13 protein-coding genes are annotated in these 16,186 nt (G+C 71.8%); 10 read left to right on the top strand and 3 right to left on the bottom strand.

Features of this window, described 5'->3' with window-relative positions:
• Positions 1-7: 7 nt before the first annotated feature.
• From OG514_RS06495 to OG514_RS06470, 6 genes are all read left to right on the top strand, one after another.
• On the top strand, positions 8-1,045 hold the full coding sequence (locus OG514_RS06495; RefSeq protein WP_266891797.1) for a ComEA family DNA-binding protein: 1,038 nt from the start codon (positions 8-10) through the stop codon (positions 1,043-1,045).
• Complete coding sequence (locus OG514_RS06490) at positions 1,042-3,585, top strand: ComEC/Rec2 family competence protein (RefSeq protein ID WP_266891795.1); 2,544 nt, start codon at positions 1,042-1,044, stop codon at positions 3,583-3,585. Before OG514_RS06495 ends, OG514_RS06490 begins: the two co-directional genes overlap by 4 nt.
• A gap of 43 nt (positions 3,586-3,628) precedes the next feature.
• Complete coding sequence (locus tag OG514_RS06485; protein ID WP_266891793.1) at positions 3,629-4,252, top strand: helix-turn-helix domain-containing protein; 624 nt, start codon at positions 3,629-3,631, stop codon at positions 4,250-4,252.
• A gap of 5 nt (positions 4,253-4,257) precedes the next feature.
• Positions 4,258-5,520: an MFS transporter gene (locus OG514_RS06480; RefSeq protein WP_266891791.1), complete on the top strand. Its 1,263-nt coding sequence runs from the start codon at positions 4,258-4,260 to the stop codon at positions 5,518-5,520.
• A gap of 38 nt (positions 5,521-5,558) precedes the next feature.
• Positions 5,559-6,404: an arylamine N-acetyltransferase gene (locus OG514_RS06475; protein ID WP_266891789.1), complete on the top strand. Its 846-nt coding sequence runs from the start codon at positions 5,559-5,561 to the stop codon at positions 6,402-6,404.
• Positions 6,405-6,502: 98 nt separating this feature from the next.
• Positions 6,503-7,396: a YceI family protein gene (locus OG514_RS06470; RefSeq protein ID WP_266891787.1), complete on the top strand. Its 894-nt coding sequence runs from the start codon at positions 6,503-6,505 to the stop codon at positions 7,394-7,396.
• 72 nt (positions 7,397-7,468) lie between these two features.
• Here the strand turns inward: OG514_RS06470 and OG514_RS06465 are convergent, their stop codons facing one another.
• Positions 7,469-7,711: a hypothetical protein gene (locus OG514_RS06465; protein ID WP_266891785.1), complete on the bottom strand. Its 243-nt coding sequence runs from the start codon at positions 7,709-7,711 to the stop codon at positions 7,469-7,471.
• Between the two features lie 56 nt (positions 7,712-7,767).
• Between OG514_RS06465 and holA the strand changes: the two genes are divergently transcribed.
• A complete protein-coding gene (holA, locus tag OG514_RS06460) occupies positions 7,768-8,760 on the top strand; it encodes a DNA polymerase III subunit delta (protein WP_266891783.1) in 993 nt (330 codons plus the stop codon).
• A gap of 814 nt (positions 8,761-9,574) precedes the next feature.
• On the opposite strand, the gene rpsT is transcribed toward holA, so the two are convergent.
• Positions 9,575-9,841, bottom strand: a complete 267-nt coding sequence (gene rpsT, locus OG514_RS06455; RefSeq protein ID WP_030317512.1) for a 30S ribosomal protein S20 — start codon at positions 9,839-9,841, stop codon at positions 9,575-9,577.
• 184 nt (positions 9,842-10,025) lie between these two features.
• Here rpsT and lepA point away from each other — a divergent pair, with 184 nt between their 5' ends.
• The 3 genes from lepA (at position 10,026) to hemW (ending at position 15,269) form a co-directional block, all read left to right on the top strand.
• Complete coding sequence (lepA, locus tag OG514_RS06450; RefSeq protein ID WP_266891780.1) at positions 10,026-11,891, top strand: translation elongation factor 4; 1,866 nt, start codon at positions 10,026-10,028, stop codon at positions 11,889-11,891.
• A 198-nt stretch (positions 11,892-12,089) separates the two neighbouring features.
• Entirely contained in the window at positions 12,090-13,967 is a 1,878-nt protein-coding gene (locus tag OG514_RS06445) for a long-chain fatty acid--CoA ligase (RefSeq protein WP_266891778.1), read from the top strand.
• 69 nt (positions 13,968-14,036) lie between these two features.
• A complete protein-coding gene (hemW, locus tag OG514_RS06440; protein WP_266891776.1) occupies positions 14,037-15,269 on the top strand; it encodes a radical SAM family heme chaperone HemW in 1,233 nt (410 codons plus the stop codon).
• A 108-nt stretch (positions 15,270-15,377) separates the two neighbouring features.
• Here the strand turns inward: hemW and OG514_RS06435 are convergent, their stop codons facing one another.
• Positions 15,378-16,178 (bottom strand): DUF3097 domain-containing protein, encoded by an 801-nt coding sequence (locus tag OG514_RS06435; RefSeq protein ID WP_266891774.1) that lies wholly within the window; start codon positions 16,176-16,178, stop codon positions 15,378-15,380.
• Positions 16,179-16,186: the final 8 nt, after the last annotated feature.

The raw sequence follows: 16,186 nt of genomic DNA, 5'->3' as shown, positions 1-16,186 counted from the left end.
CACTTGCATGACTCTTCGTACACGCATCGCATCGACCACTCCCGGCGTTTCGAGCACGGCGGGCGCTCCGACCAGCGGTCCCGGCAGGGCGCCGGGTTCCGACGGGCGGGGCCGCCCCGGAGCGCGCGGCGCGGCTCCGGGGCGGGCCAGGAGGCGGACCCGGGTGAGGCGGGTCGGCGCGGTTCCCGAGGCCGTCGTACGGCGGCGGGGGGACGCGCTGTTCCCGGCGGCCGCGCAGGCGCAGGCGGAGGCGGCCGCGGACCCGGAAGCGGAGGAGCGTGGATCCCGGGACGGGGCACAGGAACGTGGCTCTCCGCCCGGCGCGGCGCGGGAGCGGCTGCGGGCGGTGCTGCGTGAGCGGACCCCGATGTGGGTGCAGACGCGGTGCGGGCTCGAACCGAGGACGCTGGCCGCGCTGACCGTGGTCCTGATCGTGGCCGCCGGTCTTGCGGGCGGTTACTTCTGGACGGGGCGGCCGGAGCCGGTGCGTGCCCCGGAGCTCGTCCGCGCGGCCCCTGCCGCTGCCGTACCCGACGCGCCCGCCACGCGGGCCGGGCCCGGGGCGCCGGCAGGGCCGGGGTCCGCGGCGGGCGGGGCGCGGGTGATCGTCGACGTCGGGGGCAAGGTGCGCAGGCCCGGGGTGCTGACCCTGCCTGCGGGCTCGCGTGTGGCGGACGCCCTGCGCGCCGCGGGTGGGGCGAAGCCGGACGCCGATCTCACCGGGCTCAACCGGGCCCGTGTCCTGTTCGACGGTGAGCAGGTTCTCGTCGGCCTGCCGGGGACGCCGGCCGGCGGCTCGGGTTCCGGCTCGGGCCCGGGTTCCGGGAGCGGCCCCGGTGGTGGCGGGCAGGGGGTGCCGTTGAGCCTCAACACGGCCACGGTCGAGCAGCTCGACACGCTCCCGGGTGTCGGCCCGGTCCTGGCCCGGCACATCGTCGACCATCGCGCGGAGCACGGAGGGTTCCGGTCGGTCGGGGATCTGCGGGAGGTCAACGGCATCGGTGAGCGCAGGTTCGCCGAACTCGAACGGCTGGTGCGGCCGTGAACCGCGGCGGTGCGGTGGCCGAGGAGCCGACGAGCCGGCAGGCCGCACAGGAGGAGGGGCCTGTCGATCTTCGGCTCGTTCTGCTCGCGGTGGCGGCCTGGGTGGCGGCGGCCTGTGCGGTGGGGGTCGCCGGGTGGTGGACGGTGGCCGGGGTCGTGGTCTGTCTGCTGGGAGCCGCTCTCCTGTTGACTCCCGTGGCGGCTCGGTGGCTCGGCGGGACCGCCTGGCCCGGTGAGGGGCTCGCCGCGGACGACGGGCGGGGGCGGCGGGGCACGCCGGGGTGGCGGTTACGGGCGACCGCGTACGCCGGGGCCCTGCTGTGTGCCGCCACCGGGGCCGCCTCCGCGGGGCTGCACACGGCGGATCTGCGGCGCGGGCCCGTACCCGCCCTGGCACGGGAGTACGCACGGGCGCAGCTGGAGGTGACGGTGACCTCCGATCCTCGGCTCACCCGTCCCCGTGTGCGGGGCAGCGAGTCGGTACCCGTCTCCGTGGTCCTGGACGGCGAGGTGACCCGGGTCGAGCGGTCGGACGGGACGGTCCACCGGACCCGGGCGCCGGTGCTGGTGATCGTGCCGCCGGGGGAGGAGCGGACGGAGTGGCTGCGGCTCCTGCCTTCCACCCGGCTGAAGGTCGGTGCCCGGGTGGCGCCGCCCTCACGTCCCGGCGATCCCTTCGCGGCGGTGCTCAAGGTGAGCGGGGCGGGACCGCCTCGGATCATCGGCCCACCGAGCGCGCTGCAGCGGACGGCGGGGGAGCTGCGCGCCGGTCTGCGGCGGGCGACCGACGGCCTCGAACCGGACGCGCGGGCCCTGTTGCCCGGCCTGGTCGTCGGGGACACCTCGCGGATCGGGCCGGAGCTGCGGGACGCCTTCGAGGCGACCGATCTCACGCACTTGCTGGCGGTCTCGGGAAGCAACTTGTCCATCGTCCTGCTGCTGCTGGTCGGCCGTCCCGGGCGGGCGCATCAGGTGGAGCGCGGCGGGCTCGCTCCCCGGCTGGGGATGTCGCTGCGGGTCACCTCGGTGGCCGGGGGAGCGCTGACCCTCGCCTTCGTGGTCGTCTGCCGGCCCGACCCCAGCGTGCTGCGTGCCGCGGCCTGCGGACTGGTCGTCCTGCTCGCCATCGGCACCGGGCGGCGGAGATCGCTGATTCCCGCGCTGGCCGCCGCCGTGCTCGTTCTGGTGCTCTACGACCCCTGGCTCGCGCGCAGTTACGGCTTCCTGCTCTCGGTGCTCGCCACCGGGGCCCTTCTGACGGTGGCTCCGCGATGGAGCGAGGCGCTGCGGCGGCGCGGGGTGCCCGGCCGCCTCGCGGAGGCGTTGGCGGCGTCCCTGGCCGCGCAGGCGGTGTGCGCTCCGGTGGTGGTGGTCTTCGCCGCCCGGGTGAGCCTGGTCGCGATCCCGGCGAACCTGTTCGCCGAGCTCGCGGTGGCGCCCGCGACGGTGTTCGGCTTCGCCACGCTCGCCGTGGCGGCGGTCTGGACTCCGGCCGCGGAGGGCCTGGCATGGGTGGCGGGATGGCCGGCCGGGTGGATCGCACGGGTGGCCCGGACGGGCGCGGGCCTGCCGGGGGCGGAGCTGACCTGGCCCGGCGGATGGTGGGGCGGGCTCGCTCTCGCGCTGGTGACCGCTCTGGTGGTGCTCGGGGCGCGCAAGCTGCCGTACCGGGGGCCGGTCACCGTACTTGTCGCCCTTCTGCTTCTGCTGGTGGTGGTGCGTCCGGTGCCGGTGACCCGGTGGGTCACCGGGTGGCCCCCGCCGGGCTGGGTGTTCGCGATGTGTCAGGTGGGGCAGGGGGACGCGACGGTCCTCGCGGCGGGTGGGGACGCGGCCGTCGTGGTGGACGCCGGGCCCGACCCCGTACCGGTCGATCGGTGTCTGCGTGAACTCGGCGTGCGGAGAGTGCCGTTGCTGGTGCTGACGCATTTCCACGCGGACCATGTGGCCGGCTTGCCGGGGGTGCTGCGGGGCCGGTCGGTGGGGGCGATCCAGACGACGGGGCTTGAGGAGCCGCCGGCCCAGGCGGCGTTCGTACGGCGGACGGCGGCGGCCGCGCGTGTGCCGTTGATCCGTGCGGGGCCGGGGGAGCGGCGGAGGGCCGGGGCGCTGGAGTGGAGCGTGCTCTGGCCGACGGCCGGCTCCGGGGAGGCTTCGGGCGGGGCGAACGATGCCAGTGTCACGCTGCTCGTCCGAGCCGCGGGTGGGCTGACTCTGCTCCTTCTCGGGGATCTTGAACCGCCGGCCCAGCGGGCGTTGCTGCGGGCGCATCCCGGCCTCGCGCCGGTGGACGTGCTCAAGGTGGCCCACCACGGCTCCGCGCATCAGGACCCGGGGTTGATACGGGCCGTACGGCCGAGGCTCGCGCTGGTGTCGACGGGGCGCGACAACCCGTACGGGCATCCGTCGCCCCGGACGGTGGAGTCGTTGCGGACCGGTGGGGCGCGAGTGCTGCGGACGGATCGGGACGGGGCGATCGCGGTCGTGGGGGCGGGGCCCGGGCTCGTGGCCGTACCGAGGGGAGGTGACCCGCCGAAGTAGAGAAATGCTTGTAAAGAAGTCTTTCTAAAGATATCTTTTCATCATGTCGGAGGAGACGAGTGATCCACAGCCCGAGGGTGAGCAGCCCCGCAGTATCCGGCTCACCGACCCGCGAGCCCTGCGGGCCTACGCCCACCCCCTGCGGATGTCCCTGGTGGGACTGCTGCGCAGCAGCGGGCCCTTCACCGCCACCAGGGCCGCCGAGCTGACCGGGGAATCCGTGGCCAGCTGCTCCTACCACCTGCGGATACTCGCCAAGTACGGGCTCGTGGAGGAGGCGCCGGGCGGCCGGGGGCGGGAGAAGCCCTGGCGGGCTACGGCCCGGTACACGGAGTGGCCCGATCACAGCGAGGACGCGGCCGTCGCGGAGGCGGCCGACGCGCTGAGCATCGCGATCGCAGAGCGGTACTTCGAGCGGGTCACCCGGGCGATGGGGAACCGGCACACGTTGCCGAAGGAGTGGCGGGAGGCCGAGCACTTCGGCGATTCCCTGCTCCACCTCACCCCCGAGGAACTGACCGACCTCGGGGCGCGGTTCGGCGAGCTGCTCCGGCCCTTCGAGGCACGCGGGTCCGACCCGTCCCTGCGGCCGGAGGGCGCACGCCCCGTCAGCGTCCTCCTGATCGCCCACCTCGACCAGGAGATCCCCGAGAGCGAAGAGGAGTGACCCAGATGGCCCTGATGGAACGCGTACCGGCGCTGCTGCGTGAGCGGACCTTCCGTCGCTACTGGACCGGGCAGACCATCTCGCTCGCCGGGGACCAGATATCGCTCATGGCGATCCCGCTCGCCGCCGTCCTGATCCTGGGCGCCGACGCCGCGGCGATGGGCTGGCTCAAGGCCGCCGAACTCCTGCCCGCGCTCCTGCTCAACCTGCCCTTCGGGGCCTGGGCCGACCGGCAGACCAGCCGCAGACGCACGATGATCGCTGCCGACATCGGGCGGGCGGCGCTGGTCCTGACCCTCCCCGTGGCCCATCTGCTCGACATGCTGACGCTCACCCAGCTGTACGTGGTGGCCTTCGGGCTCGGCGCGCTCACCGTGCTCTTCGAGGTCTGCAACGCCACGCTCTTCGTGGCGCTCGTACCTACCGAGCGCTATGTGCAGGCGAACTCCCTGGTCAACGGCAGCCGTTCGACGGCCTGGCTGGCGGGGCCGGGGGTCGGCGGGCTCCTCGTGCAGTTCCTCACCGCGCCCTTCGCACTGGTCGCGGACGCCCTGACCTATCTGGTGTCGGCCGGGTACCTGGCCCGGATCGAACCGGTCGAACCCGCGCCGGCTCCGGTGGCCGAGGGGCACTTCACCGAGGGGCTGCGCTGGGTGGTCCGGGAGCGTTCGATGCGCGCGCTGCTCGCCGCCTCCGGCACCGTGCAGTTCTTCAACTACATGTTCCACACCCTCTTCGTGATCTACGCGACCACCGAACTCGGCATCGGCGCCGGTCTGCTCGGCCTGGTGCTCGGGGCGGGGGCCGTGGGCGGTCTTCTCGGGGCGGTCTGCAGCGGGGCGGTCGTCCGGCGGATCGGCATCGGAGGCTCGCTCGTCGCCGGCTTCCTCGGATTCACCCTGCCCCTGGTCCTGATACCCCTGGCCGACGGTCCTCTTCCGCTCGTGGTGTTCGTGCTGTTCGTCGCGGAGTTCCTCTCCTGTGTCGGCGTCATGATCGTCGACATCGCCGCGGGATCGCTCCAGATGGCGCTGATACCCGACGCCGTACGGGCCAGGGTCATGGGCGCCTACCGGACGCTCAACCACGGGGTCCGCCCGCTCGGCGCGCTTGCCGGCGGCTTCCTCGGCACCGTGATCGGGCTGCGTCCGACACTGTGGATCGCCACCGTCGGGGCCGTCTTCGCCGTGCTGTGGGTGTTGCCCTCGCCGCTGCCCCGGATGCGGGAACTGCCCTCTCCGAAAGAGGAGTCGGCACCGGTCGGATAGCCGGGTGGAGGGAAAGGCCGACCGGGCAGACTGGCGGAATGACTACGCGACCGACCGCCCCCGTTCCCTCTGAGCCCTTCACCCCCACGCCGGGGGACGTCCGGGCCTATCTGCGGCGCATCGGCGCCGAGCGGCCGGACCGCGCGGACACCGACGCCCTGCGCGACCTGCAGCTGCGACACCTGCTGACCGTTCCCTTCGAGAACCTCTCCATCCATCTCGGCGAGGACATCGTCCTGGACGAGAAGGCGCTGCTCGACAAGGTGGTCGGGGCGCACAGGGGCGGCTTCTGCTACGAGGTCAACACCGCGTTCGCCGTACTGCTGCGGGGGCTCGGCTACCGCGTATCGCTGCTCCAGGCGCGGGTCTTCGGGCCGGACGGGACGCCGGGCATCCCGTACGACCACATGGCGCTGCTCGTGGAGACGGCGGACGGGGAGCGGCGGCTCGCCGACGTCGGCTTCGGTGACCACAGCCACTTCCCGCTGTCCTTCGAGGACCGCGACGACCAGCAGGACCCGGGCGGTGTCTTCCGGCTCGTGGACACCTCCGAGGGCGACGTGGACGTGCTGCGGGACGGGAAGCCGCAGTACCGGCTGGAGGTGCGGCCGCGTCGGCTCGCCGACTTCACGGCAGGCGCCTGGTACCACCAGACCTCGCCCGACTCGCACTTCCCGCGCAGTCTCGTCTGCTCCCTGCTCACCGAGGAGGGCCGGATCACCCTCAGCGACCGGAAACTGATCACCCGCGCCCGGGGCGAGCGGGACGAGCGGACCCTGGGGAGCGAGGACGAGGTGCGGGGTGCCTACCGGGACCTGTTCGGGATCGAGCTCGACGCGCTGCCGGTCGTACGCGGCGGAATTTCCGATTCGAACCCTCGGTAACGCTTGCTGGTAGTTGCCCGGTTTGCGTCGAACGCCCCAACGGTGATCGAATGCGACTTCGTTGCACAGTGAACGAGTCGCACGGGGGTGCGTGAAGAATGTTCGATCGTCTCTTCGGGAAGCGTGCGGCGGGCGCCGCGCGAGGCGGCCCGCTCGCCGGTCTCACCGTCCCCGCCTCGGCGGGGGTGCTGACCTGCCGGGTGCTCGACCCCGTGCACGAACCGGTCCGGCAGGCCGAGTTCGTCCTCAGTGACGCCGCCGGGCGCAAGGTGCTCGCCGGGGAGACCGACCCGTATGGCACGTTGCTCGCGACCGTGCCGTCGGGGGAGTACCGGCTCGCGGTCACCGCCGAGGGCTACACACCGCACCACGGCAGGGTCGTTGTCGCCGAGGGCGGCCACACGGGCCTCGACGACGTGCTGCTCCAGATCGCCCCGCAGCCCCAACTCCCCGAACCCGGCGACTGGGAGATCGACCCGACGCATTCGCAGATCGGATTCACGGCCCGGCACATCGGGCTCGCCCGGATCCACGGCCGGTTCAACGGCTTCGCCGGGGCGGTGCGGATCGGTGACCGCATGGAGGACTCGGCGATGCACGTCGTCATCGACGCGGCCTCCATCGACACCGGGGTGCAGATGCGCGACGACCATCTGCGGTCCGGTGACTTCCTCGACGTCGGGGCGTATCCGACGCTGGAGTTCTTCAGCGAGCGCTTCACACACAGGGGCGGCAGCCGGTGGGCCGTCACCGGGGCGCTCACCCTCCACGGAGTGAGCCGCACGGTGACCCTCGACACCCAGTACCTGGGCCTCGGCAGCGGCCTGGAAGGCGAGACCCGGTGCGCCTGCCGGGCCTCCACCGAGCTGCACCGGGAGGACTTCACCCTCACCTGGCAGACGCTGCTCGCCCGGGGGATCGCCGCCGTGGGGTCGAGCATCAGCATCGACCTCGACATTCAGATCGTGCCGAAGGTTGCCGTGCGGGGCTGAGGTCTGGCGTGCGGGGCTACGGATACCGCGTGGGGCCGGCGGATACCAGGTGGGGCTGGCGGGCGTCGCCGGTTACGGGGCTTCCAGCCAGCCCTCGTACTCGGCGGCCAGGTCGTCCAGAGCCGCCGGGTCGAGCCGGCCGTCCGGGTCCTCGACCACCACCAGCCACTGCGCGTCCTCGGCGTCGTCCTCCCCGGCCAGGGAGTCCCGTACGAGCTGCGGTTCCTCGGCGACGCCGAAACGGTCGGGGAGTTCTCCGGCGACCTCCTCGGCGGCGTCGCGGTCGGGGAGTACCAGTACGTGTCGTTCACTCACCCCGTCATTCTCGGGCATCGCCGTGCTGTCAGTGGTCCGTGGGATGCTGGACCGCGATGGCCACCAGAAAGACTTCCCCCGACGATCTCCTCGGCCCCGTGACGCTCGCCGTGGGGCAGGAGGACCTGCTCCTCGACCGCGTCGTCCAGGCGGTCGTCGCGGCCGCCCGCGCCGCCGACGCCGACACGGACGTGCGCGACCTCGCGCCCGAGCAGCTCCAGCCCGGCTCGCTCGCGGAACTGACCAGTCCGTCGCTCTTCGCCGAGCGCAAGGTGCTGGTCGTGCGGAACGCCCACGATCTGTCCGCCGACACGATCAAGGACGTCAAGGCCTATCTCGACGACCCGATCGAGGACATCTCGCTCGTCCTGCTCCACGCCGGCGGCGCCAAAGGCAAGGGCCTGCTCGACGCGGCGCGCAAGGCGGGGGCGCGGGAGGTGGCCTGCCCGAAGACCACGAAGCCTGCGGAGCGGCTGACGTTCGTACGGCAGGAGTTCCGGACGCTGGGGCGTTCGGCCACCCCCGAGGCCTGCCAGGCGCTCGTCGACTCGATCGGCAGCGACCTGCGGGAGCTCGCGTCCGCGGTCGCGCAGCTCACGTCCGACGTCGACGGGACGATCGACGAGGCCGTCGTCGGTCGGTACTACACGGGTCGCGCCGAGGCCTCCTCCTTCAACATCGCGGACCGCGCGGTCGAGGGGCGGGCGGCGGAGGCGCTTGAGGCGCTGCGCTGGTCGCTCTCGACCGGGGTCGCGCCGGTGCTCGTCACCAGCGCGCTCGCGCAGGGCGTACGGGCGATCGGCAAGCTGTCGTCCGCGCGGGGGGGCCGTCCGGCGGACCTCGCGCGGGAGCTGGGCATGCCGCCCTGGAAGATCGACCGCGTGCGGCAGCAGATGCGGGGCTGGACCCCGGACGGGGTGTCGGTGGCGCTGCGGGCGATCGCGGAGGCGGACGCGGGGGTGAAGGGCGGCGGGGACGACCCGGAGTACGCCCTGGAGAAGGCGGTGGTCGCGGTGGCTCGGGCGGCGAGGATGCGGCGGGGCGGGTAGCCGGTTGCGGGTGGCTGGCCTGTGGCGCGCCCGCGCCTCAGCTCGTGCCCGTGTCGCGCCCGTGCCCGGGGTGGGCCTGCGCGTGGGCCGAGGCGGGCCGGGGTTGTGTGGAGTGGTGCGGGCCGGTTGATGGCTGGTGCCGGGGCGGATTCCCCACCCCACCCCTTCCCGAAACCCTGCCGGGGGCTGGTGGGGGCTGAGGAGAGCTCCCGGGGGCGCCGCCCCCGAACCCCCGTTTTCGGGGCTGCGCCCCTGGACCCCGCTGGGGGCTGAGCCCCTGGACCGGCTTGGGGCTGCGCCTCGGATCCCGCTGGGCTGCGCCCCGAACCAGCCTGGGGCTGAGCCCCTCGACCCCGTTCGGGGCTGCGCCCCGGATCTCCCTCAGGGGGCCCCGCCACTCATTGGGGCTGCGCCCCGCCCTCGCCTGGAGTCATGCCTCGGACCCCGAGGGCATGGACCCCGGCCCCGCCTCGGGCCGTGTCCCTGGACCCTGGAGGCTTGGACCCCGGCCCCGCCTAGGGGCCGCGCCCCTGGCCCCCGAGACATGCGCCCCCTCCCGCCTGGGGGTCACGCCCCCGGCCCCCCGACACATGCGTCCTGCCCCCGCCGCGTGCTCCTCGCAGTCCCCCAAGCCCCGCCATCCCATACGCCGAAGGCCCCACCCCTCCTGGGGAAGGAGGTGGTGGGGCCTTCGGTGTTCAAGAGGGTGGGCTCGCACCCGCGTGGCGAACGCGTCCGCGTGCGAGTCCTGGGTGGCCGGGTGGGAGCGGGAGAGAGGGCCCGCTGGGTCCCTTGCGGCCGGTTACATCAGAGCTCAGCCCTGGAGAGCGGCAACCTTGGTGGCCAGCGCCGACTTCTTGTTGGCGGCGGCGTTCTTGTGGATGACGCCCTTCGAGACAGCCTTGTCGAGCGCGCGGGAGGCGGCGCGAGAAGCCACGGTGGCCTTCTCGACGTCACCCGCGGCGACGGCCTCGCGGGCCTTGCGGATCGCGGTCTTGAGCGAGGACTTGACGGCCTTGTTGCGCAGGCGCGCCTTCTCGTTCGTCTTGTTCCGCTTGATCTGGGACTTGATGTTCGCCACGAAAAGAGCCTTTACAGGTTCGATGTTCCTTCTGGATGCGCCTCGCAGGCTGAGAGGGCACACGAGACACAGCTGTCCACACTATCAGCCACTCTCGTGCCCGCCCAAACCGGGCACAGGGCGACGGGCATGGGACCATGGAGCCTACGTATCGATCCGACATCGCCCCGAGACGAGACCCTGCGTGCCCGCGACTCCTACCAACGTGCCCGAGCCGAGCCGTACCGACCCGGCTCTGATCCGCAACTTCTGCATCATCGCGCACATCGACCACGGCAAGTCCACGCTCGCCGACCGGATGCTCCAGCTGACCGGTGTGGTCGACCAGCGGCAGATGCGTGCCCAGTACCTCGACCGCATGGATATCGAGCGGGAGCGCGGCATCACGATCAAGTCCCAGGCGGTCCGGCTGCCGTGGGCGCCGACCGAGGGGCCGGGTCAGGGCGACACGCACATCCTGAACATGATCGACACTCCCGGGCACGTCGACTTCACGTACGAGGTCTCGCGTTCGCTCGCGGCCTGTGAGGGCACGGTCCTGCTGGTCGACGCGGCCCAGGGCATCGAGGCGCAGACGCTCGCCAACCTCTACCTGGCGATGGAGAACGACCTCACCATCGTTCCGGTGCTGAACAAGATCGACCTGCCGGCCGCCCAGCCGGAGAAGTTCTCCGAGGAGCTGGCCAACCTCATCGGCTGCCAGCCGGAGGACGTCCTCAAGGTCTCCGCGAAGACCGGTGTCGGTGTCGACGCGCTGCTCGACCGGGTCGTCCGTGACGTTCCCGCCCCGGTCGGTGTCGCCGACGCGCCCCCGCGCGCGATGATCTTCGACTCCGTGTACGACTCGTACCGGGGCGTCGTGACGTACGTCCGAGTGATCGACGGGCAGCTCAACAAGCGCGAGCGCATCAAGATGATGTCGACCGGCGCCACCCACGAGCTCCTGGAGATCGGTGTCTCCTCCCCGGAGATGACGCCGTCCGACGGTCTCGGCGTCGGCGAGGTGGGTTACCTCATCACCGGCGTGAAGGACGTCCGCCAGTCCAAGGTCGGTGACACGATCACCTCCCTGCACAAGGGCGCCACCGAGGCCCTCGGCGGTTACAAGGACCCGAAGCCGATGGTCTTCTCGGGCCTCTACCCGCTGGACGGCTCGGAGTACCCGGACCTCCGCGAGGCCCTGGACAAGCTGCAGCTCAACGACGCCGCGCTGGTCTACGAGCCGGAGACCTCCGCGGCCCTCGGCTTCGGCTTCCGCGTCGGGTTCCTGGGCCTGCTCCACCTCGACGTGATCCGTGAGCGGCTGGAGCGCGAGTTCGGGCTCGACCTGATCGCCACCGCCCCCAACGTGGTCTACCGCGTGGTCATGGAGGACGGCAGCGAGCACACGGTCACCAACCCGAGCGAGTTCCCCGAGGGCAAGATCGACGACGTGTACGAGCCCGTCGTACGCGCCACGATCCTCGCCCCCAGCGAGTTCATCGGCGCGATCATGGAGCTGTGCCAGACCCGTCGCGGCACCCTGATCGGCATGGACTACCTCTCCGAGGACCGGGTCGAGATCCGCTACACCCTGCCCCTCGCCGAGATCGTCTTCGACTTCTTCGACCAGCTGAAGTCCAAGACGCGCGGTTACGCGTCCCTCGACTACGAGCCCACCGGCGAGCAGGCCTCCAGCCTGGTCAAGGTCGACATCCTGCTGCACGGCGACAAGGTCGACGCGTTCTCCGCCGTCACCCACAAGGACGCCGCGTACGCCTACGGTGTGCGGCTGGTCGCCAAGCTGCGCGAGCTCATCCCGCGGCAGGCCTTCGAGGTGCCGATCCAGGCCGCGATCGGCTCCCGGGTGATCGCCCGCGAGACGATTCGAGCCATCCGCAAGGACGTCCTCGCCAAGTGCTACGGCGGTGACATCTCCCGTAAGCGGAAGCTGCTGGAGAAGCAGAAGGAAGGCAAGAAGCGCATGAAGATGGTCGGCTCGGTGGAGGTGCCGCAGGAGGCCTTCATCGCCGTTCTGTCGAGCGACGAGTCCTCCGGCAAGAAGAAGTAGCCCAGGCCGCCCCAAGTAGCTGTCCTGTGCAAACAACGGGTCCACGTGCCATGCGCGCGTGGGCCCGTTCGTTATGAAGCGACGCCCTGTAGCCCCTTACGCGCCGGTCCTCAGGCCTTTACTCTGATCCCGAATCGAAGGTTACTCGCCAGTTAGTTACGAACCACCAGAAGGCACCGCCGCCGCCCGGAGGACGTCGTGAGCGACACACAGACCCAGATCGAGAATCGGCCGCCCTCCGTGGCGTCCCTCTTCCTTGAGCGCGTCGAGCGGACTCCGGATGCGGAGGCCTACCGCTATCCGGTGCCCGCCGCCTCCGGTACCGGCCCGGACGACTGGAAGTCGCTCAGCTGGGGACAGGCCGCCGAGCGGGTCTACGCGATCGCCGCCGGCCTCGTCGACCTCGGCCTGCAGTCCGAGGAGCGGGTCGCCCTCGCCTCCGCCACCCGGGTCGAGTGGATCCTCGCCGACCTCGGCGTGATGTGCGCGGGCGCCGCGACGACCACGGTCTACCCGCAGACCAACGCCGAGGAGTCGGCGTTCATCCTCTCCGACTCCGAGTCCCGGGTCCTCATCGCCGAGGACGCCGCCCAGCTCGCCAAGGCCGTCGAGCGCCGCGCCGACCTGCCGAACCTCCGCCACGTCGTCGTCATCGACGCCACCGGGGTGGAGAGCGACGGCGAGTTCGTCCTCACGCTCGCCGAGCTGGAGGCGCGCGGCAAGGGCTACCTGGAGAAGCACCCCGAGGCCGTCAAGGAGCGGGTCGCGGCGATCACCGCCACGCAGCTCGCCACCCTCATCTACACCTCGGGCACCACGGGCCGCCCCAAGGGCGTCCGCCTGCCGCACGACAACTGGTCGTACATGGCCAAGGCCATCGCCGCCACCGGCCTCGTCACCCAGGCCGACGTCCAGTACCTGTGGCTGCCGCTCGCGCACGTCTTCGGCAAGGTCCTCACCTCCGGCCAGATCGAGGTCGGGCACGTCACCGCCGTCGACGGCCGCGTCGACAAGATCATCGAGAACCTGCCGGTCGTCCAGCCGACCTACATGGCGGCCGTGCCCCGCATCTTCGAGAAGGTCTACAACGGCGTCGCCGCCAAGGCCCGCGCCGCCGGCGGAGCCAAGTACAAGATCTTCCAGTGGGCGGCCGACATCTCCCGCGAGTACGCCAAGGCCACCCAGGACAACTTCCGCCGCACCGGGACCGCCTCCGCACCCTTCGGCCTCACCGCCAAGCACAAGGTCGCCGACGCCCTCGTCTACGCCAAGATCCGTGAGGCCTTCGGCGGCAACCTGCGCGCCTGCATCTCCGGATCCGCCGCACTCGCCCCCGAGATCGGCTACTTCTTCGCCGGCGCCGGCATCCACATCCTGGAGGGCTACGGCCTCACCGAGACCTCCGCCGCCTCCTTCGTCAACCCGGGCGAGGCCTACCGCACCGGCACCGTCGGCAAGCCGCTCCCCGGCACCGAGGTCCGGATCGCCGACGACGGCGAGATCCTGCTGCGCGGCCCCGGCGTCATGGAGGGCTACCACGGCCTGCCGGAGAAGACGACCGAGGTCCTGGAGTCCGACGGCTGGTTCCACACCGGCGACATCGGCGAGCTGTCCGCCGACGGCTACCTGCGGATCACCGACCGCAAGAAGGACCTGATCAAGACGTCCGGCGGCAAGTACATCGCGCCGGCCGAGGTCGAGGGCCAGTTCAAGGCCGTCTGCCCGTTCGTCTCGAACATCCTCGTCCACGGCGCCGACCGGAACTTCTGCACCGCCCTGATCGCCCTCGACGAGCCCACCGTCCTCGGCTGGGCCGCCGACCACGACCTCGCGGGCAAGTCCTACGCCGACGTCGTCGCCGACCCGAAGACCGTCGCGATGGTCCAGGGCTACGTCGACCGCCTCAACGAGGGCCTCCAGCGCTGGCAGACGATCAAGAAGTTCCGCCTGCTGCCGCGCGACCTCGACATCGAGCACGGCGAGCTGACCCCCTCCCTGAAGCTGAAGCGACCGGTCGTGGAGCGCGAGTACAAGGCGCTCATCGAGGAGATGTACGCGGGGTCCCGGGAGTCCTGACCTCCCCCTGAGGACCTCGTTGTCCACAGGCACGGCGTTCACCTCGGGCAGTACGGGACAATGGGGCTCATGCCTTCCGTACTGCCCGATGGTGAGACCGTTCCCGACGACGGGGCGCTGCCCCCGCACGCCCTCGAAGGGGCGGGGGAGCGGCCGCTCGGGTTCTATCTGCACGTGCCGTACTGCGCGACGCGCTGCGGCTACTGCGACTTCAACACCTACACGGCCAGTGAGCTGCGGGGGACCGGAGGCGTGCTCGCCTCCCGGGACAACTACGCCGATCAGGTCGCCGAGGAGATCCGGCTCGCACGGAAGGTGCTCGGCGACGATCCCCGGCCGGTGCGGACCGTCTTCGTGGGTGGCGGCACGCCCACGCTGCTCGCCGCCGGTGATCTCGTACGGATGCTGGGGGCCGTCCGCGAGGAGTTCGGGCTCGCCGACGACGCCGAGGTGACCACCGAGGCCAATCCGGAGTCCGTCGACCCCGCGTACCTGGCCGAGCTGCGGGAGGGTGGTTTCAACCGGATCTCCTTCGGCATGCAGAGTGCCAGGCAGCACGTCCTGAAGATCCTCGACCGCACCCACACGCCCGGACGCCCCGAGGCGTGCGTCGCCGAGGCGCGGGCCGCCGGATTCGAGCACGTCAACCTGGACCTGATCTACGGCACCCCCGGCGAGACCGACGACGACTGGCGGGCCTCGCTCGACGCGGCCATCGGCGCCGGGCCCGACCACGTCAGTGCCTACGCGCTGATCGTCGAGGAGGGTACGCAGCTCGCGCGGCGCATCCGGCGCGGCGAGGTCCCCATGACCGACGACGACGTCCACGCCGACCGGTACCTGATCGCCGAGGACGTCTTCTCCCAGGCCGGATTCGAGTGGTACGAGGTCTCCAACTGGGCCACCTCCGAGGCCGGGCGCTGCCTCCACAACGAGCTGTACTGGCGTGGCGCAGACTGGTGGGGCGCCGGGCCCGGTGCGCACTCGCACGTGGGCGGGGTGCGCTGGTGGAACGTGAAGCATCCGGGTGCGTACGCGGCGGCGCTGGCCGGCGGGAAGTCGCCCGGCGCCGGGCGGGAGCTGCTGTCCGACGAGGACCGACGGGTGGAGCGGGTCCTTCTGGAGCTGCGGCTCAAGGAGGGCGTCGAGCTTTCCCTCCTCAAGCCCGCCGGGCTCGCAGCGGCCGCCAAGGCGCTGGCCGACGGGCTCCTTGCCCCGGGGCCGTACGAGGCCGGGCGCGCGGTGCTGACCCTGCGGGGCCGACTGCTCGCCGACGCGGTGGTGCGGGACCTGGTGGACTAGGACGGGGGCGTCCCAAGCCACGAGGCGTCCCGGCCATGGGGTGCGGCGGATGCGCCTCCGGGCCGGCAGGCCTGCCGGTGCTGGGAGCCGAGGGTCGTGGTTTGCGAGCTACGGGGACGTCACGAAGTCGATCAGTTCCTCCACCCGGCCCAGCAGCTCCGGTTCCAGGTCCTTGTACGACGTCACCCTCGACAGGATGTGCTGCCAGGCCGCGCCCGTGTTCTCCGGCCAGCCCAGCGCCCGGCACACGCCCGTCTTCCAGTCCTGACCCCTCGGGACCTGGGGCCAGGCCCTGATGCCCAGCGACGACGGTTTCACGGCCTCCCAGACGTCGATGTACGGGTGGCCCACGATCAGGACGTCCGGGGAGGTCACCTGGGCGGCGATTCTCGACTCCTTCGAACCCTGGACCAGGTGGTCGACCAGGACGCCCAGCCGGGCGTCCGGTGCGGGGGCGAAGTCCGTGACGATCGACGGGAGGTCGTCGACCCCTTCCAGGTACTCGACGACCACGCCTTCGATGCGCAGGTCGTCGCCCCAGACCCGTTCGACGAGTTCCGCGTCGTGGCGGCCCTCCACGTAGATCCGGCCCGCTCGCGCCACCCTTGCCCGTGCTCCCGGGACCGCCACCGAGCCCGAGGCCGTGCGGGTCGGGCGGGTGGGAGCGGCGGACGGGCGGATCAGGGTCACCACCCGGCCCTCCAGGAGGAAGCCGCGCGGGTCGAGCGGGAACACCCGGTGCTTGCCGAAGCGGTCCTCCAGGGTCACCGTGCCCGCCTCGCAGCGGATCACCGCCCCGCAGAAGCCCGTCGTGACCTCCTCGACGACGAGGTCACGGTCGGCCGGGACCTCGGGAACGGGCGCCGACTTCTTCCAAGGGGGTGTCAGATCCGGGTTGTAGCTGCGCATTTCGGTGA

The organism is Streptomyces sp. NBC_00572, from assembly GCF_026341815.1.
In the GTDB taxonomy this organism is placed as follows: Bacteria; Actinomycetota; Actinomycetes; order Streptomycetales; family Streptomycetaceae; genus Streptomyces.
This window is presented reverse-complemented; position numbering and strand designations above follow the sequence as displayed.

Coding starts and splice junctions, on each gene's coding strand:
- OG514_RS06495 (WP_266891797.1), top strand. CDS start 8: ATGACTCTTCGTACACGCATCGCATCGACCACTCCCGGCGTTTCGAGC.
- OG514_RS06485 (WP_266891793.1), top strand. CDS start 3,629: ATGTCGGAGGAGACGAGTGATCCACAGCCCGAGGGTGAGCAGCCCCGC.
- OG514_RS06480 (WP_266891791.1), top strand. CDS start 4,258: ATGGCCCTGATGGAACGCGTACCGGCGCTGCTGCGTGAGCGGACCTTC.
- OG514_RS06475 (WP_266891789.1), top strand. CDS start 5,559: ATGACTACGCGACCGACCGCCCCCGTTCCCTCTGAGCCCTTCACCCCC.
- OG514_RS06470 (WP_266891787.1), top strand. CDS start 6,503: ATGTTCGATCGTCTCTTCGGGAAGCGTGCGGCGGGCGCCGCGCGAGGC.
- holA (WP_266891783.1), top strand. CDS start 7,768: ATGGCCACCAGAAAGACTTCCCCCGACGATCTCCTCGGCCCCGTGACG.
- hemW (WP_266891776.1), top strand. CDS start 14,037: ATGCCTTCCGTACTGCCCGATGGTGAGACCGTTCCCGACGACGGGGCG.
- OG514_RS06435 (WP_266891774.1), bottom strand. CDS start 16,178: ATGCGCAGCTACAACCCGGATCTGACACCCCCTTGGAAGAAGTCGGCG.